We start from the raw sequence: 16,699 nt of genomic DNA on the forward strand, positions 1-16,699 counted from the left end.
ACGTTGCTTGGAATAGTAGGAGAAGCGAAAGTTCCTCTTTAAAGAGACGACGTAAAACAGTTGCTTATTGCTTGCACGGTTTGTGCAATGTCCTGATTGCAGCCATTATGTACGGATAACTAGCTAAGGATGAGGCTATGGCAAATTTGTCGGATGAGGATTACCGAAGTATTCCCTTGCATGCCACGTTGGCGCTCGCCGCGCTGGTGATCATTATTGCGGGAATGAAAATGGGCGCGGATCTTTTAGTGCCTTTACTGCTGGCGGTGTTTATCGCCGTGGTGTGTACCTCTCCAGTGCAGTGGCTGCATCGCTGGGGCCTTAGCATGCGGATGTCAGCCTTCTTGACCCTGATGGTTTTACTGGTTTTTCTATCGCTTATAGGTGTGCTGGTGGTGAATAGCTTCAGCACGTTTGTGGCAGCGCTACCTGATATAGAAGAACGGCTATACGAACACTACTGGAATTTGCTCAATACCCTGGCCATGCACGGCTTTGCGGTTGACCCTGATCAGCTAAGCGCCGTTTTTCAAATGGATGAAGAGGGCTCGTGGATCGCTACTCTGCTGGGCGAGCTGGGCAACTTGATCATGCAAAGCATCATTGTAGGGCTGCTGGTCATTTTCATGCTGTTTGAGACGCTTAATTTTCGACAGAAAGTTTCCCGTGCCCTTGAGAATCCCGCGCCCAGCTTAAAACGTTTTAGTGAATTTAGTTTGACGCTTAAGCGCTATCTGGCGGTTAAAACGGTCATCAGCCTAGCGACCGGAGTGTTGGTATGGCTCTCCTGCATTATTGTAGGGGTCGATTTCCCTTTGCTTTGGGGAGTGTTGGCATTTGGGCTTAACTTTATACCCAATATCGGCTCAGCGCTGGCGGCTATTCCACCGGTACTGCTGTTGCTGGTTGCCCAGGATGGCGGGGTGTTCCAGGCGCTGTTACTCGCCTCAGCGTATCTGGTCATCAATTTTGTGCTAGGTAACTTGATTGAGCCGCGTGTCATGGGGCAAGCGCTGGGGCTTTCAACGTTTGTGGCGTTTCTGTCACTGGTGGTATGGGGATGGATTTTTGGTGCGGCGGGGATGCTGCTTTCGGTGGTATTGACCATGACGCTCAAGATTGCCTTGGATAGCCATCCGCAGACACGCTGGATCGCGCACTTTCTAGGCCCAGGCAAACATCGTACCGGCCGCTATCTGAGCCAGCGAGATGCAGGTCGCGCGCCGTGGAAACGAAAAAATAGTGATCAACACGAAGAGCATCTTAAAAAAGAAGGGGATAGCTAGTTAAATAAGTGGGAGCTAGCCAAAGAAGGTTAGTAGAAGATGGTTAGTAGAAGATGTTTAGTTGAAGAAAGGAAAGGCCGCGTGGCCACCGCCGGTGATAACGGCGGTGGCCAAATTCATCAAGCGTTCTGGTCGATGAATTGCGTTAGTTGAGACTTGGATTGAGCGCCTACCAGCGAAGCGACTTTGGTGCCAGACTTGAACAGCATAACGGTAGGTACACCGCGTACGCCTTGTTCAGCGGCGATTTCCGGCGCATCGTCAACGTTAACACTGACGACTTTCAAGTTGTCACCGCGCTCAGCAGCCACTTCGTCGACAACCGGTGCCATAACTTTACACGGGCCACACCAGGGCGCCCAGAATTTCAGCAGGACAGGCTGTTCGGCATTGAGGACTTCTTGCTCAAAATTGGCGTTGGTAACATCAACATTATTAGCCATTTGCTTCTCCCGTTTGCGTTGCTCATGCAGTTTCGTTGCCTCAAATGGAGCAACGGTCATTACGCGATAATCTGCTTACTTTCATCGCGCCAAGTCGGCAAATGGTAGCGGGCGCGGCGATTGCTGGCAAATATACTCGACTGATTTGTTAGTAATGTAAGAAATTAATAGATGCTAATAGACGCTTTCTTTTATAATATAAGTGAATTATAAAAATTTTTTTTATTCTAAATAATGCTTTATGGCGAGCGGAAAAGGCGGTATTTGCGTAAGAGAACCTGCCTGCGATCAGTATAGAAAATGAGGTGACGATATGAAGCTACAACAACTTCGCTATATTTGGGAAGTTAACCGGCACAATTTAAATGTTTCGGCCACCGCTCAAAGCTTGTTTACCTCGCAGCCTGGTATTTCCAAGCAGATACGGTTGCTAGAGGACGAGCTTGGTGTAGAAATCTTTGCGCGCAGCGGAAAGCACTTAACCCGCGTAACGCCTGCTGGCCAATCGATTATTGATCTGGCGGGCCAGATGCTCAAGCTCAGCGAAAATATTAAACAGGTGGCCCAGGAGCATAGCGACGAGCGGCGGGGCAGTTTGTCAATTGCCACGACTCATACTCAGGCACGCTATGCGCTACCACCTATCATCAGCGAGTTTACGCTGAAGTATCCGGAAGTTGCGTTGCACATGCAGCAGGGGACGCCCAAGCAGATTGCCCAGATGGTGAGCGAGGGCCAGGCGGATTTTGCTATCGCCACCGAATCACTGGAGCTATTCACGGACCTAGTGCTCTTGCCTTGTTATCGCTGGAACCGCTGCGCTTTAGTGCCTAAAGATCATCCGCTCGCCTCACTGGACGGACCTTTAACTCTGGAAGCATTGGCTGAGCATCCGCTAGTGACGTACGTGTTTGGATTTACCGGTCGCTCGCAGCTTGACGATGCGTTCAAGGCGCAGGGGCTGACTCCCAACGTGGTGCTTACCGCTGCCGACGCCGATGTAATTAAAACCTACGTGCGCCTCGGCATGGGCGTGGGTATTGTGGCGCATATGGCCGTCGACGATACGTTGGATGAAGATCTTGTGGCGCTGGATGCAAGCCACCTGTTTGCTAGTTCGACAACCAAGATCGGCATTCGGCGGGGCACCTTTATGCGCGGCTATATGTATGACTTCCTGGCGCGCTTTGCACCGCACCTAACCCGAGACCGGGTCGATGAGGCGTTAACCGCTGGCCCGCGTTTTGAGCAGGCGCTGTTTGAAGGGATCGATCTTCCCGAGCATTAACCTGGATAAGCCTGATTAATTAAAAAACTCACTTAGCCAGCGGCGCTTGTGTCTGCTAAATAGCAGATAAGTCGATAGCTAAGTGAGCGGCTTATATAGTGCTTAAGCTAGCGCTTTAGAATAGTCCTGAAGATTAGTTCTGAAAATTAGTTCTGAATATTAGTACTGTGATTGGTGCTATAGATTAGTGCTGTAAGTGAAGCCCGCACTCGCGTTTCTCTTCCACTTTGGTGGGGTCGAAATAGTCAAAGTTATTGGGCAAGTCATGGGCTTGCAGGTATTCGTACATCTCTTTGGCTGTCCAGTGTAGTAGCGGGGCCACCTTCACCAGGCCATCGCTATTGCGGCTAACCGGCTGCATCTTGGCACGTTCGGGCGTGTCTTCCGCACGCAGTGCCGTGAACCATGCGTCGGGGCGCATTTCGCTCAGCGCACGCTCAAACGGCTCGATTTTGACCTCTTGAGTAAAGGCTGCGTGGCGCGGGTCATCAATACCCGGCATAGGGCCTTCTAACGCTTCGCGGTGCGCCCGAGTGCGTTTGGGCAGAAAGCTCACCATGTTCAGATTCAGGCGCTTAATAACCGCGTCGGCAAACTGATAGGTTGCTTCGGTGTTATAGCCGCTGTCCATCCATACAATCGGCATATCTGGGCGTACCTGGGTGACCATATGCAGAATAACCGCTTCAAAAGGGCGGAAGTTAGTCGTGCAGATAGGGCGCTCGCCCTGAGTCAACGCCCACTCAATAAGTGCTTGTGGGTTATTGCTCAGATCGCGGTTGATCGCTTCAAGCGATGAAGACATGTCGCCTCCTTGTCATGTTAATGAGCCATACGGCTAGGCTATCAAACTGCACGCATATTCCCCCAATACCGTTTGGTTTGGCTTTTATATTCCTTTTTGATTTAAAAGCTGCGCTGTTTATGTCAGCGAATTAATAAGATGGCGGATCTTATCCAGCGTCTCGACATACTCTTCATCAAGTGTCGAGTCAGCCACCAGCCCGCCGCCGCCCCACACGTGAAGCCTCCCGGCATCCGCCGCCAACGTACGAATGGTAATAGAGGTGTCCATGCTGCCTCGTATATCAACGTATCCCATGCTTCCGCAGTACACGCTGCGCTGACAAGGCTCAAGCTCGGCGATAATCTGCATGGCGCGAACCTTGGGCGCACCGGTAATCGACCCGCCGGGAAAGGCCGCCGCTAATAAAGCAAGCGGTGAGGCGCCGGACGCGAGCTGTCCACGCACTACGCTCACCAGATGATGCACATTAGGGTAGCTTTCCAGCTTGCAGAGTTGGGGCACATTGATACTGCCCGGCTTACATACACGGCCCAGATCATTGCGCAGTAAATCAACAATCATGACGTTTTCAGCACGATCTTTAAGGCTGCTGGTTAGATCATTGGCCAGGGCAAGATCCTCATCAGCCGTAGCGCCCCGTGGTCGGGTGCCTTTTATAGGACGAGCCTCAACCGCGCCATTACTGCTTTTGATAAACCGCTCGGGTGAAAGAGAGAGAACGGCCTGCTGGCCCCAAGCCATGAAGCCTGAAAACGGTGTGGGCGTGGCTTTGCGTAAGCGTAAATAGGCTTGCCATTCATCGCCCTGATAGGCGGCAGAAAAGCGCTGGGCAAGATTAATCTGATAACAGTCGCCCGCCAGAATATAGCGCTGAACGGCCTTGAAGCGCTCAGCATAATCGCTGTGATTAAGCTCGGCTTGAAAGGGTTCGGTCAAGACAAAAGGCACCCGTTTGGGCGGTGCCTGGCCTAGCCACTCCAGAACCTGCTCTCGACGCTGCGCGGTGGCTACCAGCCACGCCTGCTTTGCTACGTGGTCAAGGGTGATGCACCAGTCATAAAGACCCAGGCGGGCCTGAGGAAGGTGAGTCACCTGAGGTTGTGGGTGGGTCGCTAGTGAGCGCCCAAGGTCATAGCCCCAGTAGCCTATCAGCCCGCCCATAAAGGGCAGCTCGCTATGTAAAGCGTGTTGATCAACCTCCGCAGCCTGTAGCGGTAGCTGATTTAACAGCCACTGCTGCTGAGCAAAGCAATCGCCTGGCGGCAGGGCTGCTATATTCAGCTGCTCACTCGCGAGCACTGACTTGCCCGCGGCGTCCACTTCCAGCGTCGCTAAGGGATCGCTGCTCAGAATATCATAGCGACCCTGAGCGATGGGGCGGCCACTATCCAAAAGTACCGCACCTGGGCGTTGGCGAAGCGCATCAAACAGCGCTAGCGGGTCAGAAGAATAGGGCAGAGTAAATATCGACAATGCCGTGGTCATGGAGCAAACGCCTCGCCGGTAAAAAGGCTGCTCATTTTAGAGGGCGTTGCAGGTCGACACCAGCAATGTAATCGACGTGCTTTTCACGGGTTTAGCGAGATTGTTGACACTGATGAAGAGGATAGACTTTTTGTGTACAACCAAAGAGGCATAAAATCGCCAGTATTCTATGGTTGACGCTAGAAAGACGCACAGCTAAAGTTTGGATACTTTCCTAATTGTCGACAATTTTCCATGAGCTCACCCATTAGCGCCCCATATTCTGTTGATTCGTCGCTTGAAATGGCGCCGCCTGAAGTGCGCACGCTAGCGGAGCGGGTATTTCATCAACTGCAAAGCGATATTGTCCGTGGTGTTCTAGCACCGGGGAGTAAAATTACCGAACCGGGGCTTTCCAAAACCTACGGTATCTCTCGCGGTCCGCTACGTGAAGCCATGCGGCGCTTGGAGTCTCACCGGCTAATTGAGCGTGTGCCGCATGTCGGCGCGCGCGTGGTCAAACTCTCAATGAAAGAGTTGATTGAGCTGTTTGATGTCCGTGAAGCGCTGGAGAGCATGGCGGCAAGGCTGGCCGCAGAACATATGTCTGCAGAAGAAATACAGGGCCTGCGCGATGTGCTGGCCCTGCATGAAGGCCAGGCCGATTTAAAGCGCGGCGAAGCTTACTACCAGCGCGAAGGCGATCTCGATTTTCATTACCGCATTGTACAAGGCAGCCATAACAAGATGCTTATGAGTCTGCTGTGCAACGACCTGTATTATCTGGTTCGCCTTTACCGCACGCAGTTCAGTGCCAGCGGCACGCGGCCCCAGCGTGCCTTTGTCGAGCACCACCGGATCGTGGATGCGATTGAAGCGGGTGATGCTGAACTTGCCGAGCTATTGATGCGTCGCCACGTCAGTGCTTCGCGTGCCAACGTTGCTGACCGCTATGCCGCGATCCTCAAACAGCAATCTTCAGAATCATCATCCAAGCCATCATCAGAGCCTGCTGAGTCATCCGGCACGCCATCCACTACCTGTCAGGAGTAACACTAATGCCAACCCTCTCCCCCGGCGCCCGTTTCAAAGCTGCTCTGGAAGCCAACCGTCCGCTTGCCATTCTGGGCACTATCAATGCCTATACGGCAATGATGGCAGAGCGCGTGGGCCACCAGGCTATCTATCTTTCCGGCGGCGGGGTCGCAAATGCCTCCTTCGGCCTGCCTGATCTAGGCATGACCACCATGAACGATGTGGTGGAGGATGCGCACCGGATTTGTGGTGCCACCGACTTGCCGCTGCTGGTGGATATCGATACTGGGTGGGGTGGGGCGTTTAATATTTCACGTGCCGTCAAAGAGATGCAGCGTGCTGGGGTTGCAGCTGTTCATCTGGAAGACCAGGTTGCGCAAAAGCGCTGCGGCCATCGGCCCAATAAGGCAATCGTTTCTCAAGAAGAGATGGTTGATCGTATCAAAGCCGCCGCAGATGCTCGCATAGACCCTGACTTTTATCTGATTGCCCGCACTGACGCGTTTCAGAAAGAGGGTCTTAATGCCGCTATTGAGCGCGCCAATGCCTGTGTCGACGCGGGGGCTGATGCCATCTTTGCCGAGGCCGTGCATACCCTTGCAGATTATCAGGCGTTTTGTGATCGAGTCGATGCGCCCATTTTGGCCAATATTACCGAGTTTGGCGCAACGCCACTGTTCACTCAGGCAGAGCTTGGCGATGTCGGCTGCCGCATGGTGCTTTACCCGCTCTCCGCGTTTAGGGCCATGAATGCAGCAGCGCTAAACGTTTACCAGAGCATACTGGATAACGGTCATCAAAAAGACGTGGTCAGCACAATGCAAACACGCGATGAACTTTACGATTTTCTTAACTACCACGATTTCGAGCAGAAGCTGGACGCTTTGTTTGCCGAGCGAGGCAGCGACCAGTAACCAAGCTGCTATTTGATTACAGACGTTAATACATACTTAAAATAAAAGTAGCGACAGGAGACACACCATGGCTGATAAACCCGTGACAGGTGCAGGACTGCGTGGCCAAAGCGCCGGTACCACCGCGCTATGTACAGTAGGTAAAACCGGTTCAGGTTTGACCTACCGTGGATTTGATATCAAAGAGCTTGCCGAAAAGGCTAAATTTGAAGAAGTCGCCTACCTGCTCTTGAAGGGAAAACTGCCCAATCAGTCAGAGCTGGATCATTACATCCGCAAGCTAAAAAGCCTGCGTGGGTTGCCCGAGGCACTCAAGACTGTGCTGGAGCAGATCCCCAAAGACGCCCACCCGATGGATGTCATGCGGACCGGCACGTCAATGCTGGGCAATCTTGAAACCGAAGAGAGTTTTGACGAGCAGCAGGACGTTGCCGATCGTCTTTTGGCCGTCTTGCCGTCGATTATCTGCTACTGGTACCGCTTCTCTCACGACGGCGTGCGTATTGATACTCAAACCGACGATAACTCGGTAGGCGGTCATTTCCTCAACATGCTGCGCGGCGAGCCGGCCTCCGAACTGCATGCACGGGTCATGAACGTTTCGCTGATTCTGTATGCCGAGCATGAGTTTAACGCCTCTACCTTTACCGCCCGGGTGTGTGCCTCCACGCTTTCCGATATGCACTCCTGTGTTACCGGGGCTATCGGCTCTCTGCGCGGGCCATTGCATGGTGGCGCGAACGAGGCGGCGATGGCGATGATCGAGGATTGGCAATCGCCTGAAGAAGCCGAAAGCAAGATCATGGGTATGCTTGAGCGCAAAGACAAAATCATGGGCTTTGGCCACGCGATCTATCGCGAGTCTGATCCACGTAATGAGATTATCAAGCACTGGTCTAAAAAGCTGGCCGACGATGTAGGCGATACGGTGCTTTATCCCGTATCTGAAAAAGTCGAAGAAGTGATGTGGCGCGAGAAGAAGCTGTTCTGTAACGCAGACTTCTTCCATGCCAGCGCCTATCACTTTATGGATATCCCCACCAAGCTGTTCACGCCGATTTTCGTGATGTCCCGGCTTACCGGGTGGGCTGCTCATGTGTTTGAGCAGCGGGCCAATAATCGGATTATCCGTCCCAGCGCCGACTACATCGGTCCTGAAAAAAGCGAATGGGTCCCCATTGAGGCGCGTGATTAATCAGCGTGCGGCCCGGCAGCTTGCTTGCCGGGCGTTTTTTTAGCTCCCTTTTCATGAGTTTGCTTGCTATGAATAGCCAATATCGTCAACCACTGCCAGGCACCGAGCTTGATTACTTTAATGCGCGCCAAGCCGTTGAGGATATTCAGCCAGGGGCCTACGCCACACTCCCTTACACGTCACGCGTGCTGGCAGAGCAATTGGTACGCCGCTGTGATCCTGCGCTGCTGACGGATGCGCTTAAGCAGCTTATCGAGCGCCGACGCGATCTCGATTTTCCGTGGTACCCGGCACGCGTGGTGTGTCACGATATTTTAGGCCAGACGGCGCTGGTTGACTTGGCCGGGCTGCGCGATGCTATCGCCGAGAAGGGCGGTGACCCGGCCAAGGTCAACCCCGTTGTGCCCACTCAGCTGATTGTTGATCATTCGTTGGCGGTAGAGCACCCAGGCTTTGAAGAGGGTGCTTTTGAGAAAAACCGTGCCATTGAAGATCGGCGCAACGATGACCGCTTTCACTTTATCAACTGGACCAAAACGGCCTTTGAAAATGTCGATGTCATCCCGCCTGGCAATGGCATTATGCATCAGATCAATCTGGAGAAAATGTCGCCGGTAGTGCAGAACCGGGACGGCATTGCTTACCCCGATACCTGTGTAGGCACCGATAGTCATACCCCCATGGTGGACGCGCTCGGGGTCATTTCAGTCGGCGTGGGTGGCCTGGAAGCTGAGAGCGTCATGCTTGGGCGCGCTTCCATGATGCGCTTGCCGGATATCGTCGGTGTAGAGCTGACCGGCAAGCTGCAGCCGGGAATCACGGGTACCGATATGGTGCTGGCGATCACCGAGTTTCTGCGTAAAGAGCGCGTGGTCGGTGCCTATCTGGAATTTTATGGCGAAGGCGCCGATGCGCTGACGGTCGGCGACCGTGCCACGATTTCAAACATGACGCCCGAGTACGGTGCGACGGCGGCGATGTTCTATATCGACAGTCAAACCATCGATTACCTGAAGCTCACCGGTCGTGAAGATGAGCAGGTGGCGCTGGTAGAAACCTATGCCAAGCACACCGGTCTCTGGGCCGACAGCCTGACGCAGGTTGAGTATGAGCGGGTGCTGAGCTTTGATCTTTCATCGGTCGCGCGGACGCTGGCAGGGCCTTCCAACCCGCATGCGCACCTGCCGACCTCCGAGCTTGTTCAGCGCGGTATCGCGGTAGGGCTTGAGGCTGCTCGCGAAGAAGAGAAAGCCGGTAAAATGCCCGATGGCGCGGTTATTATTGCGGCCATCACCAGCTGCACCAATACCTCTAACCCGCGCAATATGGTGGCGGCTGGGTTAATCGCGCGCAACGCCAACCGGCTTGGCCTGTTGCGTAAACCCTGGGTAAAGTCATCCCTGGCGCCCGGTTCTAAAACAGTCAAGATGTACCTGGAAGAAGCTGGCTTGATGAATGAGCTGGAGAACCTGGGATTTGGCGTAGTTGCCTATGCCTGCACCACCTGTAACGGCATGTCTGGCGCGCTGGATCCTGTTATTCAGCAGGAAATTATCGACCGGGACCTTTACGCCACGGCGGTGCTTTCCGGTAACCGCAACTTTGATGGGCGGATTCACCCCTATGCCCAGCAGGCCTTTTTGGCTTCGCCGCCGTTAGTGGTTGCTTACGCCATTGCGGGCACTATCCGCTTTGATATTGAAAAAGACGTGCTGGGAATCGACCAGGAGGGAAATCCCGTTACCTTGAAAGATATCTGGCCAGCGGATGAAGAGATTGATGCCATTGTAAAAGCATCGGTGAAGCCCGAGCAGTTCCGCCAGACCTATATCCCCATGTTCGATATTGATAAAAGCGCGCGTGCCCAGGTTAATCCGCTATACGACTGGCGCCCCCAGAGTACCTACATTCGTCGCCCACCTTACTGGGAAGGCAATATGGCGAAAGAGCGTACCTTGAAAGGCATGCGGCCGCTGGCAATCTTGCCGGACAATATCACCACCGATCATCTATCGCCTTCCAACGCCATTCAGCTTAATAGCGCGGCGGGTGAGTACCTGGCGAAAATGGGCCTGCCCGAGGAGGACTTCAACTCCTACGCCACTCACCGCGGGGACCATCTCACCGCTCAGCGCGCGACCTTCGCCAACCCCAAGCTGTTTAACGAGATGGTCCGCGATGCCGATGGCAGCGTAAAGCAGGGGTCTCTGGCACGGGTCGAGCCTGAAGGTGAAGTGACACGCATGTGGGAAGCTATCGAAACCTACATGGCGCGTAAGCAGCCGCTGATCATTATTGCTGGCGCCGATTATGGTCAAGGGTCCTCGCGGGACTGGGCTGCCAAAGGCGTGGCGCTTGCCGGCGTGGAAGCCATTGCGGCGGAAGGTTTTGAGCGTATCCACCGCACTAACCTGATTGGTATGGGCGTAATGCCGCTGGAGTTTGAGCCGGGAACCACGCGCACGACATTAGGCCTGGACGGCACCGAAACCTTTGATGTTGAGGGGGCTGTCTCGCCGGGCGCGATGCTGACGCTGGTGATCCATCGCCAAAACAAGGGTAGCGAGCGCGTAGCGGTCAAGTGCCGCCTGGATACCGCTGAGGAAGTATCAATTTACGCCGCCGGTGGTGTGCTGCAGCGCTTTGCCCAGGACTTTCTCGAGTCAACGGCTGCTTAAGTGCCGGGTTGTTTTTTTGGAGTGAACAGGATGACTGATGTAGCCAACGCCCGCCATGTGCCGCAAATAAAAATTCCCGCTACCTATATGCGCGGCGGCACCAGCAAAGGCGTGTTTTTTAAATTAAACGATTTACCCCAGGCCGCTCAGATGCCGGGCGAGGCGCGTGACAAGCTGCTGCTGCGTGTGATTGGAAGCCCCGACCCGTATGAAAAACAGATTGACGGTATGGGCGGCGCGACCTCAAGCACCAGTAAAACGGTCATTCTTTCTAAAAGCCACTCGCCTGATCACGATGTGGACTATGTGTTTGGCCAGGTGTCTATCGATAAGCCCTACGTTGATTGGAGCGGCAACTGCGGCAATCTTTCGGCGGCGGTAGGCCCATTTGCCATAGCGAATGGCCTGGTTGATCCGGCACGCGTGCCTGAAAACGGTGTGGTCGAAGTGAGAATCTGGCAGGTAAATATCCAGAAAACCATCGTATCGCAGGTGCCTATCGTGAATGGGGAGGTTCAGGAGACCGGCGATTTCGAGCTGGATGGCGTGACCTTTCCCGCCGCCGAGATTCCCGTGGCCTTTATGGACCCGGCTGACGGCGAGGGGGCGATTTTCCCCACCGGCAACCTGAAGGATGACCTGGATGTGCCGGGCGTGGGTATTCTGAAAGCTACCCTTATCAATGCAGGTATCCCCACGGTATTTATTAATGCCGCTGATATTGGTTATCGCGGTACCGAACTACAGGAAGCCATCAATGGCGACAGCCAAGCGCTAGGCATGTTCGAGACTATTCGTGCCCATGGCGCGGTGCGTATGGGGCTGATCAGTGATATCAGCGAAGCCGCCAGCCGACAGCATACGCCCAAGGTAGCGTTTGTTGGGCCGCCGGTTGATTACGTCGCATCGAGCGGTCAGGCCGTTAACGCTGACGATATCGATCTGGTGGTGCGGGCGCTTTCCATGGGTAAATTGCATCACGCCATGATGGGCACCGCCGCCGTGGCAATTGCCGCCGCCGCGGCCATAGAAGGTACGCTGGTTAACTTGGCGGCCGGGGGCGGCAAGCGTCAGTCGGTCACGTTTGGCCATCCTTCGGGCAGCTTGCGTGTGGGCGCTGAAGCCAATCTGATTGACGGGCGTTGGCAGATTGATCAGGCCATTATGAGCCGCAGCGCACGTGTACTGATGGAGGGTACGGTACGCGTGCCGGGCGACAGCTTCTAATCCAACGCATTGATCGGGAGGCGACTCCATGAACGTCATAGCAGAGATAAACGAGCGGCCAGAGTACGATGATGAGCTACAGCTAATCGCTGATTATGCGCTGAGCTTTGATACTCCCTCACCGGCAGCACTGTCCACGGCTCGCTACTGCCTGATGGATACGCTGGGCTGTGGGCTTCTGGCGCTGCGTTTTCCAGAATGCACCAAGCATCTTGGCCCGCTGGTAGAAGGCACCCAGGTTCCATTTGGGTCGCGTGTGCCGGGCACTTCACTACGCCTTGACCCGGTAAAAGCAGCCTGGGATATCGGCGCAACTATCCGCTGGCTGGATTATAACGATACCTGGCTTGCTGCCGAGTGGGGGCATCCTTCTGACAACCTGGGCGGTATTTTGGCGGTTGCCGATCATCTGTCGCAAAAGCGGGTTGCCCAAGGGGATGCGCCTCTGACGATGCGTGATGTGTTGCACGCCATGATCATGGCGCATGAAATTCAGGGGGTGCTGGCCCTGGAAAACAGCTTCAACAGAGTAGGGCTTGATCATGTACTGTTGGTGAAAGTGGCTTCAACGGCGGTAGTTGCCAAGCTAATGGGCGCCACGCGTGAGCAGCTGCTGGCCGCGCTTTCCCATGCGTGGGTAGACGGACAGAGCCTGCGCACCTACCGGCATGCGCCGAATGCCGGGTCACGCAAAAGCTGGGCGGCTGGCGATGCCACTTCCCGGGCCGTTCGCCTGGCGGATATGGCGTTACGCGGTGAGATGGGCATCCCCAGCGCGCTCAGCGCCCCGCAATGGGGGTTTTACGATGTGTCCTTTAGTCATAGCAATAAAGACCTGAGCCTTAAACCTGAAGCAGAGCGGCGCCTGCGTTTTCAGCGTGAGTTTGGGTGCTATGTTATGGAAAATATTCTATTCAAAATCGCTTTCCCGGCCGAGTTTCATGCCCAAACTGCCTGCGAAGCGGCCGTGCTTTTACACGCTCAGGTAAAAGAGCGCTTGGCTGATATTGAGCGCATCGTGGTTACCACGCATGACTCAGCGCTTCGGATAATTTCCAAAACCGGGCCGTTGGCTAACCCCGCTGACCGCGATCACTGCCTGCAGTACATGACGGCCGTACCACTTATTTTCGGTACGCTGACCGCTGAACATTATGAAGACAGCTTTCATGCGGCTCATCCGCTAATTGATGTACTGCGCGACAAAATGGTGGTCGAGGAGGATAGCGGCTATTCTGCGGATTACCACGACCCGCAAAAGCGCTCTATTGCGAATGCTGTGCAGGTATTTTTCAGTGATGGCAGCTCAACCGACAAGGTCGCAGTGGAGTATCCAATAGGGCATCAGCGCCGTCGTGAAGAAGGTATGCCGCTCTTGGTCGAGAAATTTGAGCGGCATTTAGCCACACGATTCCCAGCCTCTCGCTGCGAGATAATCAATCGGCTGTGTAACGATCAAGAGGCGCTTGAAGCGACGTCGGTGGATCAGTTTATGACACTTTGGATGATTTAAAGCGTCATGTGGCGGATGGCCCATCATAAAAACACCCGGTGCGGCTAGGCGCTACCGGGCTGTTCTGGTCACTCGGACTAATTACTCATCTAAAGTGATTTGGTCACGCATTCGGTCCACTGTGGCTTCGCCTAGACCGCTAACCCGGGTGAGGTCATCAATACTTTCAAATTCACCGTTCGCCTCACGCTCTTTAATGATCGCTTCGGCCCTGCTTGGGCCAATGCCGGGAAGCTCAGCGAGTAGTTCGGCATCAGCGGTATTAACGTTAATGGGCGCAACTGACTGAGCCAGTGCTGCACCCGCGAAACTTAAGCTCAGGCTAAGTGCTGCTGCGGTTAACAGGCTTTTTAATGTCATATTCATTAAGTGAAATGTCCCTTGATTTATATAAGATGAATGGCAATGCCGAACATTGTTTTTAGCTATGTTTTAGCGATGCGCCTTCACTAACCTATCGCGTTAGGGGGTGTCTTGATGTAAGTAATGTACGACGCTGTTTGTAAGATTTTGACTAGCTAAATGTAGTAAATAGCTTACAAGCAGCGTCTGCGTGGCTGGTATAATGTAAGAAAATGAGTCTGGAGTAGTGTTGTGTCTGAGTCCCCGTTGATTATCGCGCTTGATTATCCCTCCCTGGATGCCGCCCTTTGTATGGCCGACCAGCTTGACCCCAAGCGGTGCCGCTTGAAAGTCGGCAAAGAGCTATTTACCCGCAGCGGCCCGGCGGTACTTGAAGCGCTTCACGGACGCGGCTTCGATGTGTTTCTGGATCTTAAATTTCACGATATTCCCAACACTGTGGCGGGGGCGGTTCAGGCTGCGGCAGAGCAGGGTGTCTGGATGGTTAACCTGCATGCCAGCGGCGGTCGGAAGATGATGGAGGCCGCTGCAGAAAGGCTTAGCCAGCACGGTTTAAAAACCCATCTTATTGCGGTGACCGTTTTGACCAGTCAGCAAGAGAGCGACTTGCAGGATATCGGCTTGAGCGTTTCGCCGGCAGTGCAGGTCGAACGCTTGGCGCGTTTGACACAGCAAAGTGGCTTGCAGGGGGTAGTGTGCTCAGCACAGGAGGCTTCGCGCCTGAAGGAGCTTTGCGGGGAATCATTTTTGAAAGTCACGCCAGGCATTCGGCCAAGCTTTGCCGCAGCCAACGATCAGCAGCGCATCATGACGCCCAGTGAAGCCATGCAGGCAGGCAGCACGCACTTGGTGATTGGTCGCCCCGTCACTCAGGCATCTGACCCAATGGCAGCCCTGGCGGCTATAGAAGCCGAGCTTCAGATTCAGTAGTCCTTACTCGCCTTCAACACCGGTAATCGGCTTGATAGTGCCCCAGCGACGGCAGCTGGGGCATTGCCAGGAAAGGGCGTCGCTGGCAAAGCCGCAGCGCCTGCATTGATGGCGCGGGCGATCTTTTAACAGCGCGTCCGTGTGATATTTAAGCAGCAGCAGACGCGTGTCAGGTGAAGTTCTTCCGCTTAGCCGCTGGCTTTCAAGGTAAAGATCCAACAAGTAGTCCAGCCCGCCTAAGCTTGGCGCATCACGCAGCCACTCGCCGGTCCGCTCAATGGCACTGTCCACACCGTCGCGTTGGTGGATAAGTTCACCCAGCATAATTATGACGCTGGTGTAGGGGGCTTGACCCAGCAGACGATATAAGTGTTTTTCAAGGCCGGCGATATCATCGTTGCGGACATACGCCCGCTGAAGAGCAGGGAGCATGGTCGGGATATGGGCAGCGTCCTGCTGAGGAATATGGTCTAGACGCTCTATTGCACGCCCATAATGACCGTTATCCATTTCAAGCTCGGCGAGTAGCAGCGTGGCGCGAATACAGCGCTCATCAAGCTGTAACGCCTTCTTAAGATGCTTTTTGGCTAGGGCGCGGCTGGACTGCTCAATTTCTTCCAGCGCCAGTTCGCAAAGCCAGTGTGATGCCGGACGTCGCATGCCCGGATGCTGCTTCAATATGGGCTGGATCACATCAAAGGCGTTTTGCCACTCTTTTTCGCGCTCCAGCAAATCTACTAAAAGCTGTTTAGCCGCATAGCGATACGCCTCATCGGAGGACTGCTCAAGCAATGAGCGCAGCAGGCGCTGAGCACGGTCATGCACGCCCAAGGCAATAAAGTCGCGGGCAAGTTCAAGCTGAATGTGTTCATTAGTGCTGCGAGATAGCGCCGGGCGGGCTAACAGGTTCTGGTGAATACTCACCGCTTTGTCGGCCTCGCCGCGGGTGCGGAAAAGCTTGCCCAGCGCAATATGGGTATCCACGGTATCGCTGTTAACGTCGAGAGCATTGATAAACGTATTGATGGCTTCATCGGGCTGCTCGTTGAGCAGGTAATTTAACCCGACGAAATATTCGCGTGACAGGTTCGAGGAGGGGGCTGCTGGCGCTTTATGGTGTCGGCGGGTGGTGTGGCGAATACCCAGCCCAAAACCGATAGCAATCGCTGCCAACAGCAACCCCAGCAGCATGAAATCATGCATTTACGCTATTTCCTTGAACTCCTGAGTGCGTAAACGATCAAGCTCTTTGCGCTGCTGCTTGTTGTGACGCTCACTGCGCGCAAGCTTGGCTTTTAGCCGTACATATACGCCCATCATGGCGAGCATGCCAATGATCACACCAAACGTTAAAGTTGCCAGCAGCCATACAGAGAGCGAGACGGGCGGTAGTTCAACCCAGATCAGATTCAAGGCAATCGTTTGCTGGTTATTGACGGCAAATAAAATGCCTACCAGTAGCACCACCAGCAAAATAATGGCAAGAATCAGCCCTTTAATCCAACGCATGAGAGTTTCCTAGTCAGTGACGTTCGCAGAATAGCCCTATTGTGTA

15 protein-coding genes are annotated in these 16,699 nt (G+C 54.2%); 9 read left to right on the forward strand and 6 right to left on the reverse strand.

What is annotated here, in order from left to right; translation table 11 throughout:
* The first annotated feature begins 137 nt into the window (after positions 1-137).
* Entirely contained in the window at positions 138-1,286 is a 1,149-nt protein-coding gene (locus D467_RS0106895; RefSeq protein WP_018916774.1) for an AI-2E family transporter, read from the forward strand.
* A gap of 119 nt (positions 1,287-1,405) precedes the next feature.
* Here the strand turns inward: D467_RS0106895 and trxA are convergent, their stop codons facing one another.
* A complete protein-coding gene (trxA, locus tag D467_RS0106900; RefSeq protein WP_016914369.1) occupies positions 1,406-1,729 on the reverse strand; it encodes a thioredoxin in 324 nt (107 codons plus the stop codon).
* 313 nt (positions 1,730-2,042) lie between these two features.
* On the opposite strand from trxA, the gene cysB reads away from it, so the two are divergent.
* On the forward strand, positions 2,043-3,017 hold the full coding sequence (cysB, locus tag D467_RS0106905; RefSeq protein WP_018916775.1) for an HTH-type transcriptional regulator CysB: 975 nt from the start codon (positions 2,043-2,045) through the stop codon (positions 3,015-3,017).
* A 184-nt stretch (positions 3,018-3,201) separates the two neighbouring features.
* On the opposite strand, the gene D467_RS0106910 is transcribed toward cysB, so the two are convergent.
* Together D467_RS0106910 and pabB are read right to left on the reverse strand one after the other, a co-directional pair.
* On the reverse strand, positions 3,202-3,822 hold the full coding sequence (locus tag D467_RS0106910; protein WP_018916776.1) for a phosphoadenosine phosphosulfate reductase domain-containing protein: 621 nt from the start codon (positions 3,820-3,822) through the stop codon (positions 3,202-3,204).
* Between the two features lie 117 nt (positions 3,823-3,939).
* Positions 3,940-5,310 carry an aminodeoxychorismate synthase component I gene (pabB, locus tag D467_RS0106915; protein ID WP_018916777.1) on the reverse strand — a complete coding sequence of 457 codons (1,371 nt, stop codon included), beginning with the start codon at positions 5,308-5,310 and terminating at the stop codon, positions 3,940-3,942.
* Between the two features lie 234 nt (positions 5,311-5,544).
* Between pabB and D467_RS0106920 the strand changes: the two genes are divergently transcribed.
* From D467_RS0106920 to prpD, 6 genes are all read left to right on the forward strand, one after another.
* Positions 5,545-6,342, forward strand: a complete 798-nt coding sequence (locus D467_RS0106920) for a GntR family transcriptional regulator (RefSeq protein ID WP_018916778.1) — start codon at positions 5,545-5,547, stop codon at positions 6,340-6,342.
* Positions 6,343-6,347: 5 nt separating this feature from the next.
* Positions 6,348-7,238 carry a methylisocitrate lyase gene (prpB, locus tag D467_RS0106925; RefSeq protein WP_018916779.1) on the forward strand — a complete coding sequence of 297 codons (891 nt, stop codon included), beginning with the start codon at positions 6,348-6,350 and terminating at the stop codon, positions 7,236-7,238.
* A gap of 67 nt (positions 7,239-7,305) precedes the next feature.
* The gene (prpC, locus tag D467_RS0106930) at positions 7,306-8,433 is read left to right on the forward strand and encodes a bifunctional 2-methylcitrate synthase/citrate synthase (RefSeq protein WP_018916780.1); all 1,128 of its coding nucleotides are present in this window, start codon (positions 7,306-7,308) and stop codon (positions 8,431-8,433) included.
* 68 nt (positions 8,434-8,501) lie between these two features.
* Complete coding sequence (gene acnD / locus D467_RS0106935; protein WP_018916781.1) at positions 8,502-11,111, forward strand: Fe/S-dependent 2-methylisocitrate dehydratase AcnD; 2,610 nt, start codon at positions 8,502-8,504, stop codon at positions 11,109-11,111.
* Positions 11,112-11,141: 30 nt separating this feature from the next.
* Positions 11,142-12,338, forward strand: coding sequence for a 2-methylaconitate cis-trans isomerase PrpF (gene prpF, locus D467_RS0106940; protein WP_018916782.1), 1,197 nt, complete (start codon positions 11,142-11,144; stop codon positions 12,336-12,338).
* A 28-nt stretch (positions 12,339-12,366) separates the two neighbouring features.
* Positions 12,367-13,851 carry a 2-methylcitrate dehydratase gene (gene prpD, locus D467_RS0106945; protein WP_018916783.1) on the forward strand — a complete coding sequence of 495 codons (1,485 nt, stop codon included), beginning with the start codon at positions 12,367-12,369 and terminating at the stop codon, positions 13,849-13,851.
* 81 nt (positions 13,852-13,932) lie between these two features.
* Here the strand turns inward: prpD and D467_RS0106950 are convergent, their stop codons facing one another.
* A complete protein-coding gene (locus D467_RS0106950) occupies positions 13,933-14,217 on the reverse strand; it encodes a ComEA family DNA-binding protein (RefSeq protein WP_018916784.1) in 285 nt (94 codons plus the stop codon).
* 228 nt (positions 14,218-14,445) lie between these two features.
* Here D467_RS0106950 and pyrF point away from each other — a divergent pair, with 228 nt between their 5' ends.
* Positions 14,446-15,144: an orotidine-5'-phosphate decarboxylase gene (gene pyrF, locus D467_RS0106955; RefSeq protein ID WP_018916785.1), complete on the forward strand. Its 699-nt coding sequence runs from the start codon at positions 14,446-14,448 to the stop codon at positions 15,142-15,144.
* 3 nt (positions 15,145-15,147) lie between these two features.
* Here the strand turns inward: pyrF and lapB are convergent, their stop codons facing one another.
* Both lapB and D467_RS0106965 read right to left on the reverse strand, forming a co-directional pair.
* Positions 15,148-16,347: a lipopolysaccharide assembly protein LapB gene (gene lapB / locus D467_RS0106960; protein ID WP_018916786.1), complete on the reverse strand. Its 1,200-nt coding sequence runs from the start codon at positions 16,345-16,347 to the stop codon at positions 15,148-15,150.
* Positions 16,348-16,653, reverse strand: coding sequence for a lipopolysaccharide assembly protein LapA domain-containing protein (locus D467_RS0106965; RefSeq protein ID WP_018916787.1), 306 nt, complete (start codon positions 16,651-16,653; stop codon positions 16,348-16,350).
* Between the last annotated feature and the right edge of the window lie 46 nt (positions 16,654-16,699).

The organism is Vreelandella zhanjiangensis DSM 21076, assembly GCF_000377665.1.
Lineage (GTDB): Bacteria > Pseudomonadota > Gammaproteobacteria > Pseudomonadales > Halomonadaceae > Vreelandella > Vreelandella zhanjiangensis.

Coding starts and splice junctions, on each gene's coding strand:
- D467_RS0106895 (WP_018916774.1), top strand. CDS start 138: ATGGCAAATTTGTCGGATGAGGATTACCGAAGTATTCCCTTGCATGCC.
- trxA (WP_016914369.1), bottom strand. CDS start 1,729: ATGGCTAATAATGTTGATGTTACCAACGCCAATTTTGAGCAAGAAGTC.
- cysB (WP_018916775.1), top strand. CDS start 2,043: ATGAAGCTACAACAACTTCGCTATATTTGGGAAGTTAACCGGCACAAT.
- D467_RS0106910 (WP_018916776.1), bottom strand. CDS start 3,822: ATGTCTTCATCGCTTGAAGCGATCAACCGCGATCTGAGCAATAACCCA.
- pabB (WP_018916777.1), bottom strand. CDS start 5,310: ATGACCACGGCATTGTCGATATTTACTCTGCCCTATTCTTCTGACCCG.
- D467_RS0106920 (WP_018916778.1), top strand. CDS start 5,545: ATGAGCTCACCCATTAGCGCCCCATATTCTGTTGATTCGTCGCTTGAA.
- prpB (WP_018916779.1), top strand. CDS start 6,348: ATGCCAACCCTCTCCCCCGGCGCCCGTTTCAAAGCTGCTCTGGAAGCC.
- prpC (WP_018916780.1), top strand. CDS start 7,306: ATGGCTGATAAACCCGTGACAGGTGCAGGACTGCGTGGCCAAAGCGCC.
- acnD (WP_018916781.1), top strand. CDS start 8,502: ATGAATAGCCAATATCGTCAACCACTGCCAGGCACCGAGCTTGATTAC.
- prpF (WP_018916782.1), top strand. CDS start 11,142: ATGACTGATGTAGCCAACGCCCGCCATGTGCCGCAAATAAAAATTCCC.
- prpD (WP_018916783.1), top strand. CDS start 12,367: ATGAACGTCATAGCAGAGATAAACGAGCGGCCAGAGTACGATGATGAG.
- D467_RS0106950 (WP_018916784.1), bottom strand. CDS start 14,217: ATGAATATGACATTAAAAAGCCTGTTAACCGCAGCAGCACTTAGCCTG.
- lapB (WP_018916786.1), bottom strand. CDS start 16,347: ATGCATGATTTCATGCTGCTGGGGTTGCTGTTGGCAGCGATTGCTATC.
- D467_RS0106965 (WP_018916787.1), bottom strand. CDS start 16,653: ATGCGTTGGATTAAAGGGCTGATTCTTGCCATTATTTTGCTGGTGGTG.